The organism is Bizionia paragorgiae, assembly GCF_900107625.1.
Taxonomy (GTDB): domain Bacteria; phylum Bacteroidota; class Bacteroidia; order Flavobacteriales; family Flavobacteriaceae; genus Bizionia; species Bizionia paragorgiae.
Window position 1 is genome coordinate 69,575 of record NZ_FNQK01000012.1, and the last position, 17,414, is coordinate 86,988.

Annotated in this window: 16 protein-coding genes and 1 tRNA gene; 11 read left to right on the plus strand and 6 right to left on the minus strand. The window is 34.6% G+C overall.

Going from position 1 to position 17,414, the window contains the following annotated elements; translation table 11 throughout:
• Positions 1-2: 2 nt before the first annotated feature.
• Both BLV64_RS09900 and BLV64_RS09905 read left to right on the plus strand, forming a co-directional pair.
• Entirely contained in the window at positions 3-2,270 is a 2,268-nt protein-coding gene (locus tag BLV64_RS09900; RefSeq protein ID WP_092134725.1) for an inorganic phosphate transporter, read from the plus strand.
• A gap of 140 nt (positions 2,271-2,410) precedes the next feature.
• On the plus strand, positions 2,411-3,238 hold the full coding sequence (locus tag BLV64_RS09905) for an OmpA/MotB family protein (RefSeq protein ID WP_092134728.1): 828 nt from the start codon (positions 2,411-2,413) through the stop codon (positions 3,236-3,238).
• A 724-nt stretch (positions 3,239-3,962) separates the two neighbouring features.
• Here BLV64_RS09905 and BLV64_RS09910 read toward each other — a convergent pair.
• The 6 genes from BLV64_RS09910 to BLV64_RS09935 all read right to left on the minus strand — a co-directional run bounded on the left by BLV64_RS09910 (position 3,963) and on the right by BLV64_RS09935 (position 11,410).
• Positions 3,963-4,613 carry a response regulator gene (locus BLV64_RS09910; protein WP_092134730.1) on the minus strand — a complete coding sequence of 217 codons (651 nt, stop codon included), beginning with the start codon at positions 4,611-4,613 and terminating at the stop codon, positions 3,963-3,965.
• A 50-nt stretch (positions 4,614-4,663) separates the two neighbouring features.
• Positions 4,664-5,110 carry a retropepsin-like aspartic protease gene (locus BLV64_RS09915; protein ID WP_092134733.1) on the minus strand — a complete coding sequence of 149 codons (447 nt, stop codon included), beginning with the start codon at positions 5,108-5,110 and terminating at the stop codon, positions 4,664-4,666.
• Positions 5,079-7,679, minus strand: coding sequence for a CHAT domain-containing protein (locus tag BLV64_RS09920; RefSeq protein ID WP_092134736.1), 2,601 nt, complete (start codon positions 7,677-7,679; stop codon positions 5,079-5,081). Before BLV64_RS09920 ends, BLV64_RS09915 begins: the two co-directional genes overlap by 32 nt.
• A 51-nt stretch (positions 7,680-7,730) precedes the next feature.
• The gene (locus BLV64_RS09925) at positions 7,731-9,689 is read right to left on the minus strand and encodes a PKD domain-containing protein (protein WP_092134739.1); all 1,959 of its coding nucleotides are present in this window, start codon (positions 9,687-9,689) and stop codon (positions 7,731-7,733) included.
• A gap of 207 nt (positions 9,690-9,896) precedes the next feature.
• On the minus strand, positions 9,897-10,877 hold the full coding sequence (locus BLV64_RS09930; protein WP_092134742.1) for a hypothetical protein: 981 nt from the start codon (positions 10,875-10,877) through the stop codon (positions 9,897-9,899).
• Between the two features lie 74 nt (positions 10,878-10,951).
• Positions 10,952-11,410, minus strand: coding sequence for a hypothetical protein (locus tag BLV64_RS09935; protein ID WP_092134744.1), 459 nt, complete (start codon positions 11,408-11,410; stop codon positions 10,952-10,954).
• A 149-nt stretch (positions 11,411-11,559) separates the two neighbouring features.
• Between BLV64_RS09935 and BLV64_RS09940 the strand changes: the two genes are divergently transcribed.
• From BLV64_RS09940 to BLV64_RS09980, 9 genes are all read left to right on the plus strand, one after another.
• Positions 11,560-12,144, plus strand: a complete 585-nt coding sequence (locus tag BLV64_RS09940) for an RNA polymerase sigma factor (RefSeq protein ID WP_092134746.1) — start codon at positions 11,560-11,562, stop codon at positions 12,142-12,144.
• Position 12,145: 1 nt separating this feature from the next.
• Positions 12,146-12,883, plus strand: coding sequence for a tetratricopeptide repeat protein (locus BLV64_RS09945; RefSeq protein WP_092134749.1), 738 nt, complete (start codon positions 12,146-12,148; stop codon positions 12,881-12,883).
• A gap of 63 nt (positions 12,884-12,946) precedes the next feature.
• A complete protein-coding gene (locus BLV64_RS09950; RefSeq protein WP_092134751.1) occupies positions 12,947-13,714 on the plus strand; it encodes a TatD family hydrolase in 768 nt (255 codons plus the stop codon).
• Positions 13,715-13,716: 2 nt separating this feature from the next.
• The gene (locus BLV64_RS09955; protein WP_092134754.1) at positions 13,717-14,748 is read left to right on the plus strand and encodes an asparaginase; all 1,032 of its coding nucleotides are present in this window, start codon (positions 13,717-13,719) and stop codon (positions 14,746-14,748) included.
• 73 nt (positions 14,749-14,821) lie between these two features.
• Positions 14,822-14,909 (plus strand) — tRNA-Ser (locus BLV64_RS09960).
• 102 nt (positions 14,910-15,011) lie between these two features.
• Positions 15,012-15,785, plus strand: a complete 774-nt coding sequence (locus tag BLV64_RS09965) for a MotA/TolQ/ExbB proton channel family protein (RefSeq protein WP_092134757.1) — start codon at positions 15,012-15,014, stop codon at positions 15,783-15,785.
• Positions 15,786-15,813: 28 nt separating this feature from the next.
• Positions 15,814-16,254: a hypothetical protein gene (locus tag BLV64_RS09970; RefSeq protein ID WP_092134759.1), complete on the plus strand. Its 441-nt coding sequence runs from the start codon at positions 15,814-15,816 to the stop codon at positions 16,252-16,254.
• 2 nt (positions 16,255-16,256) lie between these two features.
• On the plus strand, positions 16,257-16,892 hold the full coding sequence (locus BLV64_RS09975) for an ExbD/TolR family protein (protein WP_092134762.1): 636 nt from the start codon (positions 16,257-16,259) through the stop codon (positions 16,890-16,892).
• Between the two features lie 13 nt (positions 16,893-16,905).
• Positions 16,906-17,391: an ExbD/TolR family protein gene (locus tag BLV64_RS09980; protein ID WP_092134764.1), complete on the plus strand. Its 486-nt coding sequence runs from the start codon at positions 16,906-16,908 to the stop codon at positions 17,389-17,391.
• Positions 17,392-17,414 lie beyond the last annotated feature (23 nt).

Here is a 17,414-nt window from a genome sequence, read left to right on the forward strand (position 1 = left end):
TTATGGATACTATTTACTTATTAATGATTGCAGCACTTACTATTCTAGCAGCAGCCGATTTGGTTGTAGGAGTAAGTAATGATGCTGTTAACTTCTTGAACTCAGCAATTGGTTCAAAAGCTGTACCGCTTAAAACAATTATGATTGTAGCGAGTTTAGGTATTTTTATTGGTGCCGTGTTCTCAAGCGGTATGATGGAAGTTGCAAGAAAAGGGATTTTTAATCCTAGTGAGTTTATGTTTAACGAAATCATGATTATTTTTATGGCGGTAATGATTACCGATATATTACTTCTCGATTTCTTTAATACACTAGGCCTACCAACATCAACAACAGTTTCAATTGTATTCGAGTTATTAGGAGCTTCGGTTGCAGTAGCTTTAATAAAAATTAGTGCAAACAATAGCGAATCGTTTGTTGATTTAGGAAAATACATTAACTCCGATCAAGCTTTACTTATTATTTCTGGGATTTTAATGTCGGTGGTAATCGCATTCACTGTAGGTGCTTTGGTACAATATGTATCGCGATTAGTCTTTACCTTTCATTACGAGAGTAAGATTAGAAATATTGGTGCCTTTTTTGGAGGATTAGGATTAACAGCAATTACCTATTTTATATTTCTTAAAGGTTTAAAAGGAACGCCTTTTTACGATGATTTGAGTCGCTATGTAGAAGGTAATGAAGCAGTTATTATGTTAATCAGTTTTGTGTTTTGGACGCTGTTTTCATATCTGTATATGATGATTCTGAAAAGAAATATTTTACCAGTTGTAATTGTGGCGGGAACCTTTGGTTTAGCATTAGCCTTTTCCGGAAACGATTTAGTGAACTTTATTGGAGTTCCAATGGCAGCATGGCATTCTTATGAAGCGTGGTCCGTGTCGGGGGTAGATGCTACGGCATTCTCTATGGAGGTGTTAGCTCAAAAAGTTCCAGCAGAGCCTATTTTATTGTTTATCGCAGGAGCAATAATGGTACTTACGCTATGGTTTTCTAAAAAAGCGAAAACAGTTGCGGAAACCGAAATTAGCTTATCTAGACAAGGTGAAGGTGCCGAGAAGTTTCAGCCTAACTTATTATCTAGAATGGTTGTTAGAGGGACTCAAGGTATAGGTTATGTTATTAACTCGATGATCCCAAAAAGTGTTCAAGAGAAAATAGATCTGAAATTTGAAAAACCAGTAATTACAGTTGCTAAAAATAAAGAGTACGAATTACCTGCCTTCGATGCCATTCGAGCGTCGGTAAATTTAATGGTGGCTGGGGTTTTAATTTCTATTGCAACCTCTTATAAGTTACCGTTATCGACAACCTACGTGACTTTTATGGTGGCTATGGGTACTTCTCTAGCTGATAGAGCTTGGGGTAGCGAAAGTGCAGTGTATAGAGTTGCAGGAGTTTTAAATGTTATTGGAGGCTGGTTCTTTACCGCTTTTAGTGCATTTACAGCAGCTGCGATTTTAGCAGCCTTAATTAGCTGGAATGAAGTAATGATACCAATATTACTATTATTAGCAGTGTTGCTATTAGCTCGAAATTATATTTCACATAAAAAATCGAGTTCTGCTATTAAAGCAGAAGATAGTTTAACCAAAGCTGAAAGTAGCTCGGTGCAAGGTGTTATTCACGAAAGTGCTAAAAATATTGCTAACGTTTTAAAACGTGGTAATAAAATATATACCAATGCTATTGAAGGGCTAGCGAAACAAGATTTGTCATCGCTTAAAAAGAATAAAAAACAAGTAAATAAGCTATCGGATGAAATTGATGATTTAAGAGATAATATCTTCTATTTCATTAAAAACTTAGATGATTCTAGTGTGGGAGCGAGTAACTTTTACATTAATATTTTAGGGTATTTACAAGACGTTACACAGTCGTTAGAATATATCTCTAAGGTTAGTCACAAGCATATTAACAACAATCATAAAAAGCTCAAATTTAGTCAGATAAAAGAGCTAAAAGAGATTGATGGTCAGTTAGAGGTGTTATTCAGAGAAACTAAAGATGCTTTCGATACGCACTCATTCTATAAAATCGGTAGTATTCTAGCCAATAAAGCCGAGCTTTACGATCTTGTAAAAGAGAAAATCCAAAAGCAAGTAGAGCGTACACGTTCTGAAGAATCAAGTCCGAAAAACACGACATTATACTTTAGTTTGCTATTAGAAACTAAAGATTTATTAAATGCCTTAATGAATTTATTAGAAGAATATTATAATTCTTTTGATAGTAATATTGAGCCTGCTAAAATTACAGAAGAGTAGACCAATAATAGTCGACAAGGAAAAAAGGCTTCGTATTCACGGAGCCTTTTTTTGTTAAAATTATTATAAAACCGGTGTTCTGGACGTCTGTAACTTTTTTATGCTCGTATCTACACTAAATATAAAACCTAATTTTAGATATGAAGAAAGCATCAATTTTATTAATGTCTGTTATTGTATTAAGCTCATGTGTTTCAAAAAAGAAATATGTTGCCTTAGAACAAGAAAATGGAGAGATTAAAAGTGAATTAACTAAAGTAAAAGTAGAAAATGAAGATTTAGAAGCGAAGTTTGATAAGATTCAAATGCGCGTGAATGAATATAATAACAAAATCAAAGCGTTAAAAGAAGATAACGATGTAAAGTTTGATGCGGTTGGTGATGTAGCAGTTATTTCTAATGCGACCAAAAGAAAAATGAGAGAAACCTTAAAAAAGGTTGATCCAGCGCTTTTAAGTGAAGCGAAAACATTACAGGATTCTATGAATTTAGCAGTGTCTTACAACCTGAAGAAGAATATGGATACTAGTGATTTAGATGAAGATGACGATATTTCTATCAGTATCGATGAAACTGTTGTTATGATTTCTATTTCAGATAAGTTATTGTTTAATACAGGTAGCTACCGAGTAAGTAACAAAGCGAATAATATATTACAAAAATTAGCCGATGTTATAAATTCAGAACCAAGTTTAGAGGTAATGGTAGAAGGTCATACCGATTCTAGATCTATAAGTACGCCTCAAATTGCTGATAACTGGGATTTAAGTGTTTTGCGTGCAACGTCAGTGGTTAGAAAATTACAAAACCAATACAATGTAGCTCCAGAAAAATTAATAGCAGCAGGGAGAAGTAGTTATAAGCCTTTATTCGATAACGATTCTAACGAAAACAGGTCTAAGAACAGAAGAACTCGTGTTGTAATTCTTCCAAATATTAATAAGTTTTTTGCTTTAATGGAAGATTAAGCGAAATAGCGAGTATTAATATTATATTATAAAAAAAAGTGTAACTATTACAGTTACACTTTTTTTTGCAATAAATTAATAAATTATTGTAAATAGGTTGATAATAATCACAGCTAATGCCAAGATCAGGATTCCAAAAATAAACCATTTGTTTGTTTCGATATTTTCCATAATATTTTTTATCACCACAAGTAATCAGTGGCTTGTAGATTAATAGCGATATAAATGTACTATATATTGGTGTGGGTAACAATACGAGTAAGTACGTAATGTTTTGATTTTTAGAATGTTTTGTGTAAAAAAAAAGCTCTAGATAGTATGTCTAGAACCTTTTTTATTCCCTTTTATAATAATGATCAATAGCTTTATAAATGTAATTTATTAATTAGTGTTATAAAATAAGAGTAACTACGTAATATTGGTTTATGTGGGTATAAAAAAGCTCCGCATTACGTGTAATGCAGAGCTTTTTCTTTGGTTGGTTATTCCTCCTTAGAAATATTGTTTAATAGCAATGTAAAGATATTTCCTTTTTAGTAGACACGCAATACGTAGAATTACTTAGGATTATTTAGTGAGAATATATTCATAAAAAAACTCCGCAATTCAATAAAGTATTGCGGAGAATTAATTGATTTTTTTCCCCAAAAAAATAATTAATAGCACTGTAAATATAGATTATAATAGGGGTACGTGCAATACGTATAACTACGTAATCAGTGTTTTATGGAGCTATTACACTTTCTAAAAGGTCCTTATTTAAATTGGCCCAGATCATTAAAGCATTGTGTGATTTCTCCAGTTTTAATTTTTTTACAATATTACTTCTGTGCTTTTCTATCGTTCTTACTGAGCAGTTTAGGTGTTCTGCAATCTGATTACTAGACATGCTGTGCGCTAATAACTTTACAATTTTTAATTCTGATTTTGTTAGAAGTTCTATAAGGGCTGTATCGGTGTACGAAAGTTTAGAGTTGAGGTAAGATGCGATTTCTTCACTAAAATAAGGTTCGCCTCGTTTTGTGTGCTCGATACAGGTTTCAATTTCCTCAATAGCAAATTCTTTTAAAATATAACCGTAAACATTATACTCTTTCGCTTTGTCGTACAAATGCTCTTCATTATCAAAAGTAATAAGAATCACTTTGGTACTTAAATTATTCTTTTTGCATTCGTAAGCCACTTCCAAGCCTGTTAGATAAGGCATGCGTATGTCTAAAATAGCAATATCAGGGTTGTGTTTTACGATTAGGTTGTAGGCGGTTTTACCATCTTCAGCTTTACCTAGAATAGTGTAGCCTTTAGAGGAAATAAAGTCACTTAAACCCCGTAACATTAAAGGGTGATCGTCTGCAATGACTATAGTTGCACTCATGATAATTTGGTGTATAAACGTTGGTTATAAATGTAAGAAATTTATTATGCTTATTTAGATTTTAAGTACAAGTATTTTTTATCATAATCGATAATTCCCTTTGCTTTCTTTAAAATATCTGCCCCAATAATACCATTTACTGGTTGTGCATTGTGAGTGGTTAATGCAATATTAACATGTGATAAATCGAATAATACAAAGGTTACTTTGTCTTTTTTCCACCGACCTATTTTAAGGGTGTTTTGTTTAGAAATACGGGTAAGCATATTTGTGGCTCCTGCTCCAGAAGCTTTTATATCCGATGCTTTTACTTCGAGTTTAAAGTGTTCAGCATCATCAAACCCGATGCAGCTACTCGAGGCCCCCGTGTCTAAAATAAAAAGGCCTTTAACACCATTAATTGTTGCTTTTATTTCGAAGTGATTCGTTTTAGTAAATCTTAATTTAATTTTAGTGTATCCTTTTTTAAGAAGGAACTCTTTGAGATCGTTTTCCATACTGTCGCTTAAATATAGAAAGTAAAAGTACTATAATCAGAATTGAAATGATGCTAATAAGGATATAACTTGTATTATTTTTCTGTGGTGTTTCTAGGCTACCGTAGTAAACAAAAGCACTCCAATAATATGGTGATTTTTTACTATTGCTAATCCCTGTATCATCTAAATACTTTAGTTTTGATTGCCAATTAGCATAAGATGCTGATTCTGAATTGCTATAATCCTTATAAAATAGCGCCATAATCCTAGCGGTCGAAGCATCGCTAATTTGCCACAGAGAAAACAAAATATTCTTGGCTCCCGCATAACTAAAACCTCTTGCTAAACTCATTGGACCTTCGCCTTTTTGAAGTTTTCCAATACCGGTTTCACAAGCACTTAAAACAACTAGTTTTGGCGAGATATTTAAAGTGTAGAGTTCGTTTAGGTATAGCGTTTCGTCTGAAAACTCAATGTGTGCAGGAACGATAAAGTCACCACTACTTGCGTGTGTAGAAAGGTGTAAAATACTGTATTGAGAGGCGTGTTCTAAAAAGCTGCTTTTGGTGGCCGAATTATACATTAAAAACTTAGCGTCGACTTCTTGCTCGATGCTTTTTGCTTCGTATACTGTAAATTCTAAAGCTTGGTCTGTGCCTTCAAATACAGGGAATACACCAAGTAGACGGTTTGCAGTGTTCTGTTTTTTACTTTTTAAATATAAATCTACACTAGAATTGTAAACTATAGTATGGTCCCTAACCAAAAACGGCATCTTGTTAAAATTTGATGATTTCGTTTCTGAACTAAGCAAGGCTTCAAAAGGAATAAAATTTAGCAAACCGTCTGGAATGATAACTATGTTTTTTTTAAGTTGAATAGCTTCTAATTGTAATGTGTTATACATAGCAAAAGCTTGATGGGTATAGCCGGAAACGTCATTGTTTATAACTGAAGCATTATCAAACAGATGAATAAATGACTGTATTGCAGAAATTGTTTTTTTATCCAATTCGATAGCCTTGAAATCAAGGGACTTGTCTGTTAAAACAAACTGGTATATGTGCTTATTACCATAAAAGTAAGTCACTAAAGCCGCCTCTTTTTGTTGCAGATTCTCTTTTAAACTATTATAGTCAATACCCGTAAAACCTTCAGTGGTATAACGAGTTTGAATGCTCTTTTGTAGTCTTCGTAGAGCAATATTTACGCTGTTTAGTGAGTCTCTCAATGGTGTAGCGTAATCCGTTCCCGGCTTTGAATACGGCGTTTTTATGAGTTTGCTTGTTAGTTGTTCTTGAGTTTTTAAAAGTTGCTGTTCTTTAATTAGTAAGGAGTCTTTAGGGTGTCGTGCTAATAAATTCTTTTTGGATAGGTTTTCTTTTAAGAGAAAGGCTTTGCTGTTTTCGGCATATTGTAAAGCACGTTGTGTATAAATGGGATTGTCACTGTGAATTTGCAACTGATAGAGTAGGGCAATACTATTTTCACTGCGACGTCTATTTGAAGCTAATTCGACAAGTTTTGCTTCTTGAGAGGTGATTTGAGAACTGAGTAAATTAGAAACATAAAAACCAAGATCGTAATATTCTAAGGCGTTTTCAGGGTTTTTTTGTAAGGCGGCTAAGGCATCAAATAAATCAATAAAGGTGTTTTCAGGAAAAAGAGTATGGGTTTCAGGGAGACTGTTTTTATTGTAATCTGGAAGTAAGGCGCTCAGTCCCTGATGCAAGGCTTTTTTTGCCTCGTCGTTCCTACCTAGTAAGAGGTATATTTTGGCTTCTTCGTGTTTTAGTTTTGCTAGTTCTCGTGCTGAGGTAAGTGTGTTGTTCCAATACTGCATTAAGGATCTAAATAACTTTAATCCCTTGTCGTAATCCCCGTTTTGCATTGCAGCATTGTAAGCTATTTGTTGGTCTTCAAAACGAAAAGGAATAGGTGGTGTATGTAAGCCAGTACCGCACATCGCTATTCTGTTTTCATTTAATGTCAGCTGACTCGTTTTTTTAATCTGCTGTAACCGCCTTTGCTCGACCGGGTGTTTTATTGATAATTGAATCCCTTTGTGGGCAATTTCTATAGCTAAGTTGTGCTTGCCAAGTTTCTGGTATAGGTTAGCTAAATTAACGGCGCCAACAACCTGTTGTTTTATGTTATTTTGACTTTGGGCTAATGCCGTATAGTATTTTATAGTGTTTTCGGCGTTGGTGTAGTTGTTTGTTTTATGATATAGAACCCCTAAATTAATTAAACAGTGCTCTATAATATCGTACTTAAAAACAGTGGCTATCTTTTCTTTTTTATATAATTCCCACGCTTTTTCATAGGTGGATATTGCCGACTGGTAGTGGTGGGTTTTTTCTAAGTAATAGGCTTTGTTGATTAGGAGATTTATAAAGGCGAGATAATCATCCTTGGATTTTAAAGCTTCTTCAAATTCTTTTATTTCAGAGTCTAAAGTCGTTAAGGCCTCTGTGGTGCGTGTTGCGTTAAACTTTTCGGTGGCGGTATAAATACGTTCTTCTAAGTTTTGAGAAAATAGTTTTCCGCATAAGATAATGCATAGAATGAGTATGGCGTGTTTCATCTTGAGAACGATTCTTATTTTTTTATTTATGCATCAAAAATGAGTCCGTAATTAAAACTTCCACAAAGCATAGAGTTGTAAATAATTATAATCCTCTTTAAAATTAAAGACATATCGCAGACCTGCTGTGGGGCCTATACGGGCAAATCCGGCGGTAGCCTCGATTAGTAAACCTGTTCTAAAATGAGTAAAGCTATTAGTTATTTCGTTTTCCGTTTCAAATGTGTTCATTAATAAATTGATTTCTGATTGCTGGCCTTCGTATTGCTCTACTTTAATATGTTCAGTTTTTTGCTCACTCACAGAAAAAGCACCCTGTAAACCGGCTCCTAATCCTATGTAGTTATTAATATTATAACGGACTAATACAGGGATTTCCCAATCTATATTGTCGTAAGATTGTTCTGTAGTGGTACGTTGAAATCCGAAAAGCCCTGTTGGAGAATCGATGTTTTCTTCACGTACCGTTGTATTTCCTTTATAAGAATGAAAGCTGTTTAATAACTCGACTTGCCAATACCAACGGTACGATTTGTAAGGCGATACTGTGGTACCAATAAAATAGCTTTTAGAGTCTTGTAAATCAGAATACGAATTATAGCCTGTTTTAGCACCAATAGAAATACCAGGCAAGAAGCGTGTGGTAGAATAATTAGTAATAATAGGATCGTTTTTATCGAAGATAATAGCTGTTCTTGACTTTGTTTTTTTCTTGTGAAAATCGTCGCTAAACTTAATGCTGTATTTTACAAATCCCTTTGTGGAATCGTAGTCTTTAACCTGTTTTTGTTCACTGCCCGGTAAATAGATGTTTTTAAAAGTGAAAATCGCCTGGGTATCGGTAAAGGTAGTGTCTAAGCAACTGTATTGTACAACTTCTTTAGGGCAGATTTTACACTTCGGATACATGTCTTCCACGCGAATGGACGATTTGTCAAACATCTCCGGGATATCGGTTTCTAGTCTAATAGTTGTTGCTGGTCCTTCACCATTATTTTGAAATTTTATCTTGAATTTAGGTGTTTTATAACGGACAAGGCGGTAGTTTAGAAAAGTGGCATTGGAGGACATTTTATTAGGGTCGTGCGAGGTTACAATTTCCATTTCCATGTCTTTTACCTTGTGGTTTTGGTAGTTGTCGTCAGGGACATAAACGCCTCTAATAGTTACAATGGCACTCGTGTCCTTTATCATTTCGGGTGTTGTTTTTAAAGTGTAAAATAAATTGCGCTCCTCGTTAGGTTTCATGTTTTTAAAAGCAATGGTTTGTGAAGCGCGGTACTTTGCTTGTGATTCCGCTAAGGTTAACGGAAGGTTTAGTCTTTCAGTCGAATCTTGAACAATTGTTTTAAATTGGTAAGGTTGCCGTGTGGTGCTAGCGTAAAAATAATCGGTGTTTACAATGTCGTTGGCCACGATCACTTCCGAAGAGCTAATGTCCTTTTCATTGTGGTAAAACCGGGCATCAGACATTTCAAAATTATCTGCTTTAAATTGTGCTTCGTTATAAAAGAGATGAAGTGTGCCGTTAGTTTCATAATCTTTGGTGTTTTTATAGCGCATAACAACAACGATGTCTTCCTCGGGCATAGGTTCTCGGTTTCGTACTAAATCTAAAGCAGTAGTTAAAGAAGCACTACTGTTATCTGTATCCGTAGCAGCGTCTATTCTTATTTTTTTAGGACGTGAAACGGGTGGTTTTCCTGAAGAATACATATTGGTTGTCCATAACCGAACATCATAATCTTTAGCTTTTTTATAGGTGTGTTTGGGCTGTGCTTCTCTACTGTAAGAGCCGTCTCCAAACTCCCAAAAATACGTGTAAAAGGCTTTTGGTGCCCCAGCTGTTTGAAGTAGTTCTGGTGTTTTTGCATTAATTGTGACGGTATTATTCACTTTGCTATAGTTGATTTCAGACTGGCCTCTGGTGGTGTCAGTACTAGGGGTTGCTGTTTGTGAAAACATGAGGGTCGTGGTAAGAAAAAGGATGATGCTAAAGCAAGTTTTCATAACGGTCTAAGATTAATGGCTTTATAAATATAGTAAAAACAATGAGAGCGATAATTGCTTGTAGGTGAGAATTTTATGATAGCTCATGTCGTGAAGTGTAATATAAACGCTATATAATGATGTGTTTACTACCTTCTGTTTTAATATTTTAAACGATAAAAAAGCCAAAAACCGAAGTTTCTGACTTTCTTTTAAGTAGGGATTTAATTATGGTAGAGCATTAATAGCACCATGTACAGTATCGCTATCTCCAGTAACAAGGTCGTCTAGGGTAAATATAATGATGTCGTCGTTGGTAATGGTAACGGGTTTAATCGCATATTTCCAAACGTCATTTTCGGTGGTTATAAAAATGAGGTGACATTCTAATCCAATTGGGATTTGGCCGTAGTGTTCACTAAATGCTTGGTGAACTTCTTCAAAGGTATCTAAACTAGCTAATCCATAAGCTTCGCCATCATAAGATAAATACACCGCACTATTATTAAAACTGTAGCCTTCTGGAACTTTTACTAAGATTTGTGTTTTTGGTCTCGGGTCATTGTAAAATCGATCAATATTACTCCATCCAAATCCTTCTAAGGCAGCGTAATACTGTCCGTTTTCGTTAAACAAACCTCCGTTTGTTGCGGGGTTGACTTCTTCCCAAGTTAGGTTTCCTTCTTCATCAATATCGCCATTCCATAAGGTCATTGCAGGGTCAAATCCGCCAGTAAGTCCCGAAGGTACCAATAGGCTAACACCACAATTAGTATCTAAGGCTAATCCGTTATTAGTTGCTTCTAAAAAGAACTCGCCACCTGTAATTATTAAGGTTTTGTCTCCGTTTGGTAAACGTCCCATAGTCGGTTTATTGGTTAAAAGCATATTGCCTTTTTCGAAAATCTCCACATACTCTAAGTCAATAGTACCAGAAACAGGATCTCCGTTTAGAGTTAAACACGCGGTGTTGATACTAATTTGAACCCCATTTGTAGTTGTTAGCGTTACAAAGCCATCATTGGCATCAAATTGAAAATGTTGCGTATTGTCGTCCATAGCTTGTTGTCTTATGTTTTCAAATTCTGCTGGAGTCGCTACCGGATCGCTGGTGTAAAAATCGGTGCTTTCTTCTTTTGTACTACAGCTTGTAATTAATGTCAAAGCGGTAATAGTTAAGGTTGTAAATAGATGTTTAAAATGTTTCATGATTTCTAAAATTTAAATGGTTATATGCGGTTTTTAAACTGGATGCTGACACTCAGCATCCAGTGTGATTGGTTTTATTTGTTGATTTCTGAGCTTGCCACGATTTTGTAGTAAACAACCTCGCCGCTAGAAACTAATTGTATCATTCTATTAGCAGTGGCTTCGCTAGAAGAAAACCCTTTGGCATAACTGTTTTCACTTTGAACTTCCCAGAAATACAATCTGTTTTCAGGTTTGTTAATATCACTTCTTAGTAAAAAATAACTGGTAATGATGTGTTGGGTAACAATTAAGCCTTCACTTGCTAATCTTACCCGACGTTCTGCGGATTCTAATGAGGATGCCGTTCCTGAAAACACGCCGGCATTTGTAGTTACCGACCAATTAAAAATTTCAACGAGGTCTTCTTTTATAATGTCTGATGTTAAAAGATCAGACGAGTTAAAGTGTGTAGGTATAGCGTTTGGTGTATTAGCTTGTGCTGTAAATAATCCAAAAATTAGGGCTGCGGTAATTAAAATTGACTTTCTCATGATTTCTAAATTTTAATGAGTTAATAATTGTTGTAATAATTTTGCCATGCTGGCTTTTACAACCTTATATCAAAAGCATTTTCAATTTGTTACCCTTTTATTTAAAACTTTTTATAAATTAGTTGAAAACCAACCAATTAATAAGGGGTATGAGTGATAAAGAAATACACGAAGACCAAAAGTATATTAACGGATTACTTCAAAATAATAGTTTTATAATACAAGCTATATATGATAAGTTTGTGCCTAAGGTTATAAATTATATCAAGCAAAATAGCGGGAGTGCACCCCAAGCAAAAGATATTATTCAAGAGGTGTTGATTACTATTTATAACCAAGCCCAGCAAAAAGGTCTGCAATTAACCTGTCCGTTCGAAGCTTATTTTTTTCTATTGTGTAAAAGAAAGTGGCTAAATGAATTAAAAAAGAATTCCAATAAAGAGGTAACAATTAATGAAGAGGTCTTATCTAAAGATGACGACGCTTTTACTCTAGCTTCCGAAACTACGGTGTTTGGTGAGCAGCAGGAGTTGTTTAATACCATGTTTCAAAAGTTAGGGGACGCTTGTAAAGAGCTTCTAAAAGCAACTTTTAAAATTAAATCGATGGAAGAGGTGGCTAAAAGTTTAAATATTACTTATGCTTACGCTCGAAAAAAGAAATCGCTATGTATTGGTAAGCTTACTAAATTAGTGCAAGAGTCGCCTAAATTTAAACAGATTAATACCTATTAAAATGGAAGAAAAAGACTTTGTTTTATTCGACAACTATTTGCAGGGAGACCTGGCAGAAGATGAAGAGCTTGCGTTTAAAAACCGTTTGGAATCGGATGGTGATTTTAAGAAGCAATTTATGACGTACAAAGCGCTATCGGGATATTTGGAACATACTTTGAGTCCTGAAGCCAGTGCGTTTACACAAAATTTAGAACAGATTTCTCAAGCACATTTTAGTGCGAGCGAAGAGCGAGTAGACAAACCCGATCGAAAAGGATTTAATTATGCGCGATTAGCTATCGCCGCTAGTGTGGCTTTTTTAATCGGTATATTTTTATTTAACCAAATAAAAACACCGAGTTATACTGATTTTAATACGCATGAACCTATAGAGCTGACCCTGCGTGCTGGGAATGTGAAAGATTTAGTAGAGGCTACTAAGGCTTTTAATAATAAAGACTACGCTAAAGCTAACGCTATTTTAGAAGGCCTGTTAGTTGATGATCCTGAGAATGTACAGCTGCAATTATACTTCGCTATTACCAATATAGAATTGGATCAATTTGATAGTGCCGACGCTATGCTCAACACTATTTCTCAAGGAAAGTCGGTGTATAAGTACCGCGCTATTTGGTATAAAGCCTTGAGCGCCCTAAAACAAGGTGAAACCGAAGAGGTAAAAGCTTTATTGAAGCAACTGCCTGAGGAGGCTGATGATTATGAACAAGCTCATAGATTGTTAAATAAGTTAGACTAGTTATTAATAGAAATACCCACTAAAAAGTCAGTGTTTAACCGCTGACTTTTTTATTTTTGCAAAATGATAATTACAGATACACATACTCATTTATATAGTGAAGCTTTTGATGAGGACAGAGCCGAAATGATGCAACGCACATTAGATGCTAATGTTACTCGATTATTTATTCCTGCTATCGATTCTACCTATACCGAAGCGATGCTTCAGCTTGAAAAAGACTACCCCGAACATGTGTTTTTAATGATGGGGCTGCATCCTACCCACGTTAAGGAAAACTATAAAGAGGAGTTGGCTCATGTTAAAGATATGCTTGCTAGTCATACCTTTTATGCCGTTGGAGAAATTGGTATAGACTTGTATTGGGATAAAGAGACTTTAGCTATGCAAAAGGAAGCCTTTAAATATCAGATACAATTAGCTAAAAAACATAAATTACCTATAGTGATCCACTGTCGGGAAGCTTTTGACGAGGTTTTTGAAGTTTTAGAAGAAGAGAAAAGTGATGATTTATATGGTATATTTCATTGTTTTACTGGAACTATAGAGCACGCAAAGTTGGCGATTTCCTATAATATGAAATTAGGAATCGGTGGTGTGGCAACCTTTAAAAATGGTAAAATCGATCAGTTTTTAGATACGATCGATTTAAAACATATTGTTTTAGAAACCGATGCGCCGTATTTAGCACCGCATCCATTTCGAGGAAAAAGAAATGAAAGCAGCTATATTGTAAAAGTTCTCGAAAAATTATCGGAGATTTACAATCTTACTCAAGAAGAAATTGCAGCGGTAACCACCGAAAACTCAAAAGCCGTATTCGGTATATAATTATGACAAAAGCTATTCCTAATATTCTACTTATTTATACTGGTGGAACCATTGGTATGATAAAAGATCCTGAAACAGGAGCTTTACGTGCATTTGATTTCGCAAATTTATTAGAGCGCATTCCAGAATTAAAGTTGTTAGATTGTAATATAGAAACAACGTCTTTTGACGAGCCTATTGATTCTAGTAATATGAAACCTGAATATTGGGTGGAAATCGCTGAAGTTATTGAAACGCATTACGACAACTTTGATGGTTTTGTGGTGCTTCATGGTAGTGATACTATGAGTTACACAGCTTCCGCTTTGAGTTTTATGTTAGAGCACTTAGCGAAACCCGTGATTTTTACAGGATCGCAATTGCCTATTGGTGATTTGCGTACCGACGCTAAAGAGAATTTAATAACTTCTATTCAAGTGGCAGGGCTTCAGCATTATAATAAGCCTATTATTAAGGAAGTATGTTTGTATTTTGAATACAAATTGTATCGAGCCAATAGAACGACAAAAATAAACGCGGAACATTTTGAAGCTTTTGCGTCTTTAAACTACCCTGATTTAGCTGAGTCTGGCGTGCATTTAAAAGTGAATAATGAGTATTTGTTTAAACCAAATCCAAGAAAAGATCTTATAGTTCATAAAACTTTAGATTCAAATATTGCACTAATAAAATTATTTCCTGGAATATCTGAGGCTTTATTGCGTTCTATATTTGAAACACCAAACTTAAAAGGTGTCGTTTTAGAAACCTATGGCGCTGGAAATTGCTCAACCGAAGATTGGTTTGTTAATTTATTAAAAGAGACCATTAATAAAGGTGTTCATATTGTAAATGTTACACAATGTTCTGGAGGGAGTGTTATGATGGGGCAATACGAAACTAGCGAAAAACTAAAAAGAATTGGTTTGATTTCTGGAAAAGACATCACTACCGAAGCAGCTATTTGCAAATTGATGTATTTATTAGGGCAAAATATATCGCCTAACTTGTTTAAAACCATCTATCAAACAGCACTAAGGGGAGAATTGACGTAAAATTAACGCTATAAATTTTAGTGTTTAATTTTTTTTCTCTTATTTTGGTGCCTTGTAATTGGCGGTAAACTTTAGAGAGGTGGCCGAGTGGCTTAAGGCGCACGCTTGGAAAGCGTGTATACGTTGATAGCGTATCGAGGGTTCGAATCCCTTCCTCTCTGCGAATAATGCCCGATTGCGCGGTTGCAATTGGATTTTTTATTTTTTAATTACAATTTTTTTATATCTTTAACACTTTAACTAATTAAAATTAGATCACGACAATGAAAAGATTATTTTCAATCCTAGCCATAGCATTAATAATGGCATTTGGAACAGCTAACGCAACTACAACTGCTGCTACTATAGCAACAACAGTAGTCTCAGCAACACAAGAAGCATCAACAGATGGCGCGGCAGAAGAGTCGTTAGGTTTTCACCAAGAGCTTAAAAAACGTTTTATTGAAGGTGGACCTCAGTTCATGGGTATTGTATTATTGTGCTTAATTCTAGGTTTAGCAATTGCTATCGAAAGAATAGTGTTTTTAAACCTTTCTACTACAAACTCTAAGAAATTAGCACAAAACGTAGAAGATGCTTTACAATCAGGTGGAATCGAAGCTGCTAAAGAAGTTTGTCGTAACACTAAAGGACCAATCGCTTCTATATACTATCAAGGATTAGATCGAGCAGACGAAAGCATCGAATCTGCAGAGAAAGCTGTTATCGCTTACGGTGGTGTTCAAATGGGCCAATTAGAGAAAAACATCTCTTGGATTTCTTTATTTATATCTTTAGCTCCAATGCTTGGGTTTATGGGTACGGTAATTGGTATGATTCAAGCTTTCGATAAAATCCAATCTGCAGGTGGAATGGATGCAACTTTAGTTGCAGGAGGTATTAAAGTAGCACTTTTAACAACTGTATTTGGTTTAATCGTGGCTATTATTTTACAAGTATTTTACAATTATATTATAGCAAAAATTGACAGTATTGTTAATGATATGGAAGATTCTTCTATCACATTAATGGATATGCTTGTGAGATATAAAAAGTAATAATAACTAATTTTAAAAACGAAACACTATGCATAAGATTTTAAAAATAGTTTTATTAATAATAGGTGTGTTATCTGTTGTTTTTCTAGCAAGAATAGTAGGTGTGGGTGACGAAGACATAAAGGCACTAGCTGCCGATGGAGATTCTTCTTTACTTGATCCAATGAGTTGGATAGCATACATAGTATTATTTATCACTGTTGCATTAGTTGTCTTATTTGTGATTGTTAACTTATTCACAAATACTTCAACTTTAAAAAATACGTTATTAGGTGTAGGAGCTTTTTTAGTAGTAGGTCTAATTGCTTACTTTACTGCTTCTGGAGTAGAAACACCAATGCAAGACGGAAAAATGTTATCGGCATCTGGCTCTAAATGGGTAGGTACTGGTTTATATATGTTCTACTTTTTAGCTGTAATTGCAGCAGGAAGTATGCTGGTAGCAGGAATCAAAAAAATGATTAAATAATTATGGCAAAAAGATCAGCACCAGAAGTTAATGCCGGCTCTATGGCTGACATTGCCTTCTTATTATTAATCTTCTTCTTGGTAACAACTGATATAGCAACCGATTCTGGTTTAAATAGAAAGTTGCCACCAATGATTGAAGATGTAGTAGATCCACCGAAAATTAAAGAAAGAAATATCTTTCAGATTAATGTGAATAGAGCAAATCAGATCTTTTTAAAGGCTGATGGTGAAGAAAGACTAATTGGTCTTAAAGATTTAAGAGCAGCAGCTGTTAAGTTTTTAGATAACGGAGGAGGAACTGGAGTAGACGCATGTAAGCGTTGTCAAGGGGCTAAAAACTCTAACTCTTCAGATAACTTCGATAAAGCAATTATTTCATTAAGTAACGACAGACTAACTAAGTATAAAACTTATATTGCTGTTCAGAATGAGATAATCGCTGCCTACAACGAGTTAAGAGATAGAGAGTTTAGAAGAGATTTTCCAAACTTAAAAATGTCTTATGTTGAAGCTAACGAACGTTATTTAGATCCGCAAACGCCACCAAAAGAACGTGAAGATTTAAAAGAGAAACTAGAAACTATTAAGTTACTTATTCCTCAAAAATTCTCTGAAGCAGAAACGAAGTCTAATTAGATAAAAAGTAATTATGTCTAAATTTAAAAAGAAAAAAGAAGGAGGGTTGCCTCCAATTTCAACAGCATCATTACCGGATATTGTATTTATGCTTTTGTTTTTCTTTATGGTAGCAACGGTGATTAAAGAGGATAATTTATTAATAGAAAATAAATTACCTTCAGCCGATCAAATAGAAAAATTGGATAAAAAGAATCCAGTGAGTTATATTTATATTGGAAAGCCTAGTGCGAATTACGTTGATAAATTTGGTTCTGAAGCTAGAATTCAATTAAATGACAAGTACGCCGGAGTAGAAGATATTGCTCCTTTTATTGCAGCTGAACGCGCCGCTTTAAGAGAAGAACTTTTACCTAAGCTAACTGTAGCTTTAAAAGTAGATAGTGAAGCTAATATGGGTATTGTATCCGATGTTAAACAAGAATTACGAAAAGTAAATGCACTTAAAATTAACTATACAACTCGTAAAGGAGATGCTGTAGCTGGTGCAGAAAATTAATAAATTCTTAATTTTATAGTAAA

Excerpts from the sequence above, each read along its gene's own strand:
- BLV64_RS09900 (WP_092134725.1), top strand. The coding sequence starts at position 3 with ATGGATACTATTTACTTATTAATGATTGCAGCACTTACTATTCTAGCA.
- BLV64_RS09910 (WP_092134730.1), bottom strand. The coding sequence starts at position 4,613 with ATGAGTGCAACTATAGTCATTGCAGACGATCACCCTTTAATGTTACGG.
- BLV64_RS09965 (WP_092134757.1), top strand. The coding sequence starts at position 15,012 with ATGAAAAGATTATTTTCAATCCTAGCCATAGCATTAATAATGGCATTT.
- BLV64_RS09935 (WP_092134744.1), bottom strand. The coding sequence starts at position 11,410 with ATGAGAAAGTCAATTTTAATTACCGCAGCCCTAATTTTTGGATTATTT.
- BLV64_RS09955 (WP_092134754.1), top strand. The coding sequence starts at position 13,717 with ATGACAAAAGCTATTCCTAATATTCTACTTATTTATACTGGTGGAACC.
- BLV64_RS09915 (WP_092134733.1), bottom strand. The coding sequence starts at position 5,110 with ATGGAAAACGATCTCAAAGAGTTCCTTCTTAAAAAAGGATACACTAAA.
- BLV64_RS09950 (WP_092134751.1), top strand. The coding sequence starts at position 12,947 with ATGATAATTACAGATACACATACTCATTTATATAGTGAAGCTTTTGAT.
- BLV64_RS09980 (WP_092134764.1), top strand. The coding sequence starts at position 16,906 with ATGTCTAAATTTAAAAAGAAAAAAGAAGGAGGGTTGCCTCCAATTTCA.
- BLV64_RS09940 (WP_092134746.1), top strand. The coding sequence starts at position 11,560 with ATGAGTGATAAAGAAATACACGAAGACCAAAAGTATATTAACGGATTA.
- BLV64_RS09925 (WP_092134739.1), bottom strand. The coding sequence starts at position 9,689 with ATGAAAACTTGCTTTAGCATCATCCTTTTTCTTACCACGACCCTCATG.
- BLV64_RS09945 (WP_092134749.1), top strand. The coding sequence starts at position 12,146 with ATGGAAGAAAAAGACTTTGTTTTATTCGACAACTATTTGCAGGGAGAC.
- BLV64_RS09920 (WP_092134736.1), bottom strand. The coding sequence starts at position 7,679 with ATGAAACACGCCATACTCATTCTATGCATTATCTTATGCGGAAAACTA.
- BLV64_RS09930 (WP_092134742.1), bottom strand. The coding sequence starts at position 10,877 with ATGAAACATTTTAAACATCTATTTACAACCTTAACTATTACCGCTTTG.
- BLV64_RS09905 (WP_092134728.1), top strand. The coding sequence starts at position 2,411 with ATGAAGAAAGCATCAATTTTATTAATGTCTGTTATTGTATTAAGCTCA.
- BLV64_RS09970 (WP_092134759.1), top strand. The coding sequence starts at position 15,814 with ATGCATAAGATTTTAAAAATAGTTTTATTAATAATAGGTGTGTTATCT.
- BLV64_RS09975 (WP_092134762.1), top strand. The coding sequence starts at position 16,257 with ATGGCAAAAAGATCAGCACCAGAAGTTAATGCCGGCTCTATGGCTGAC.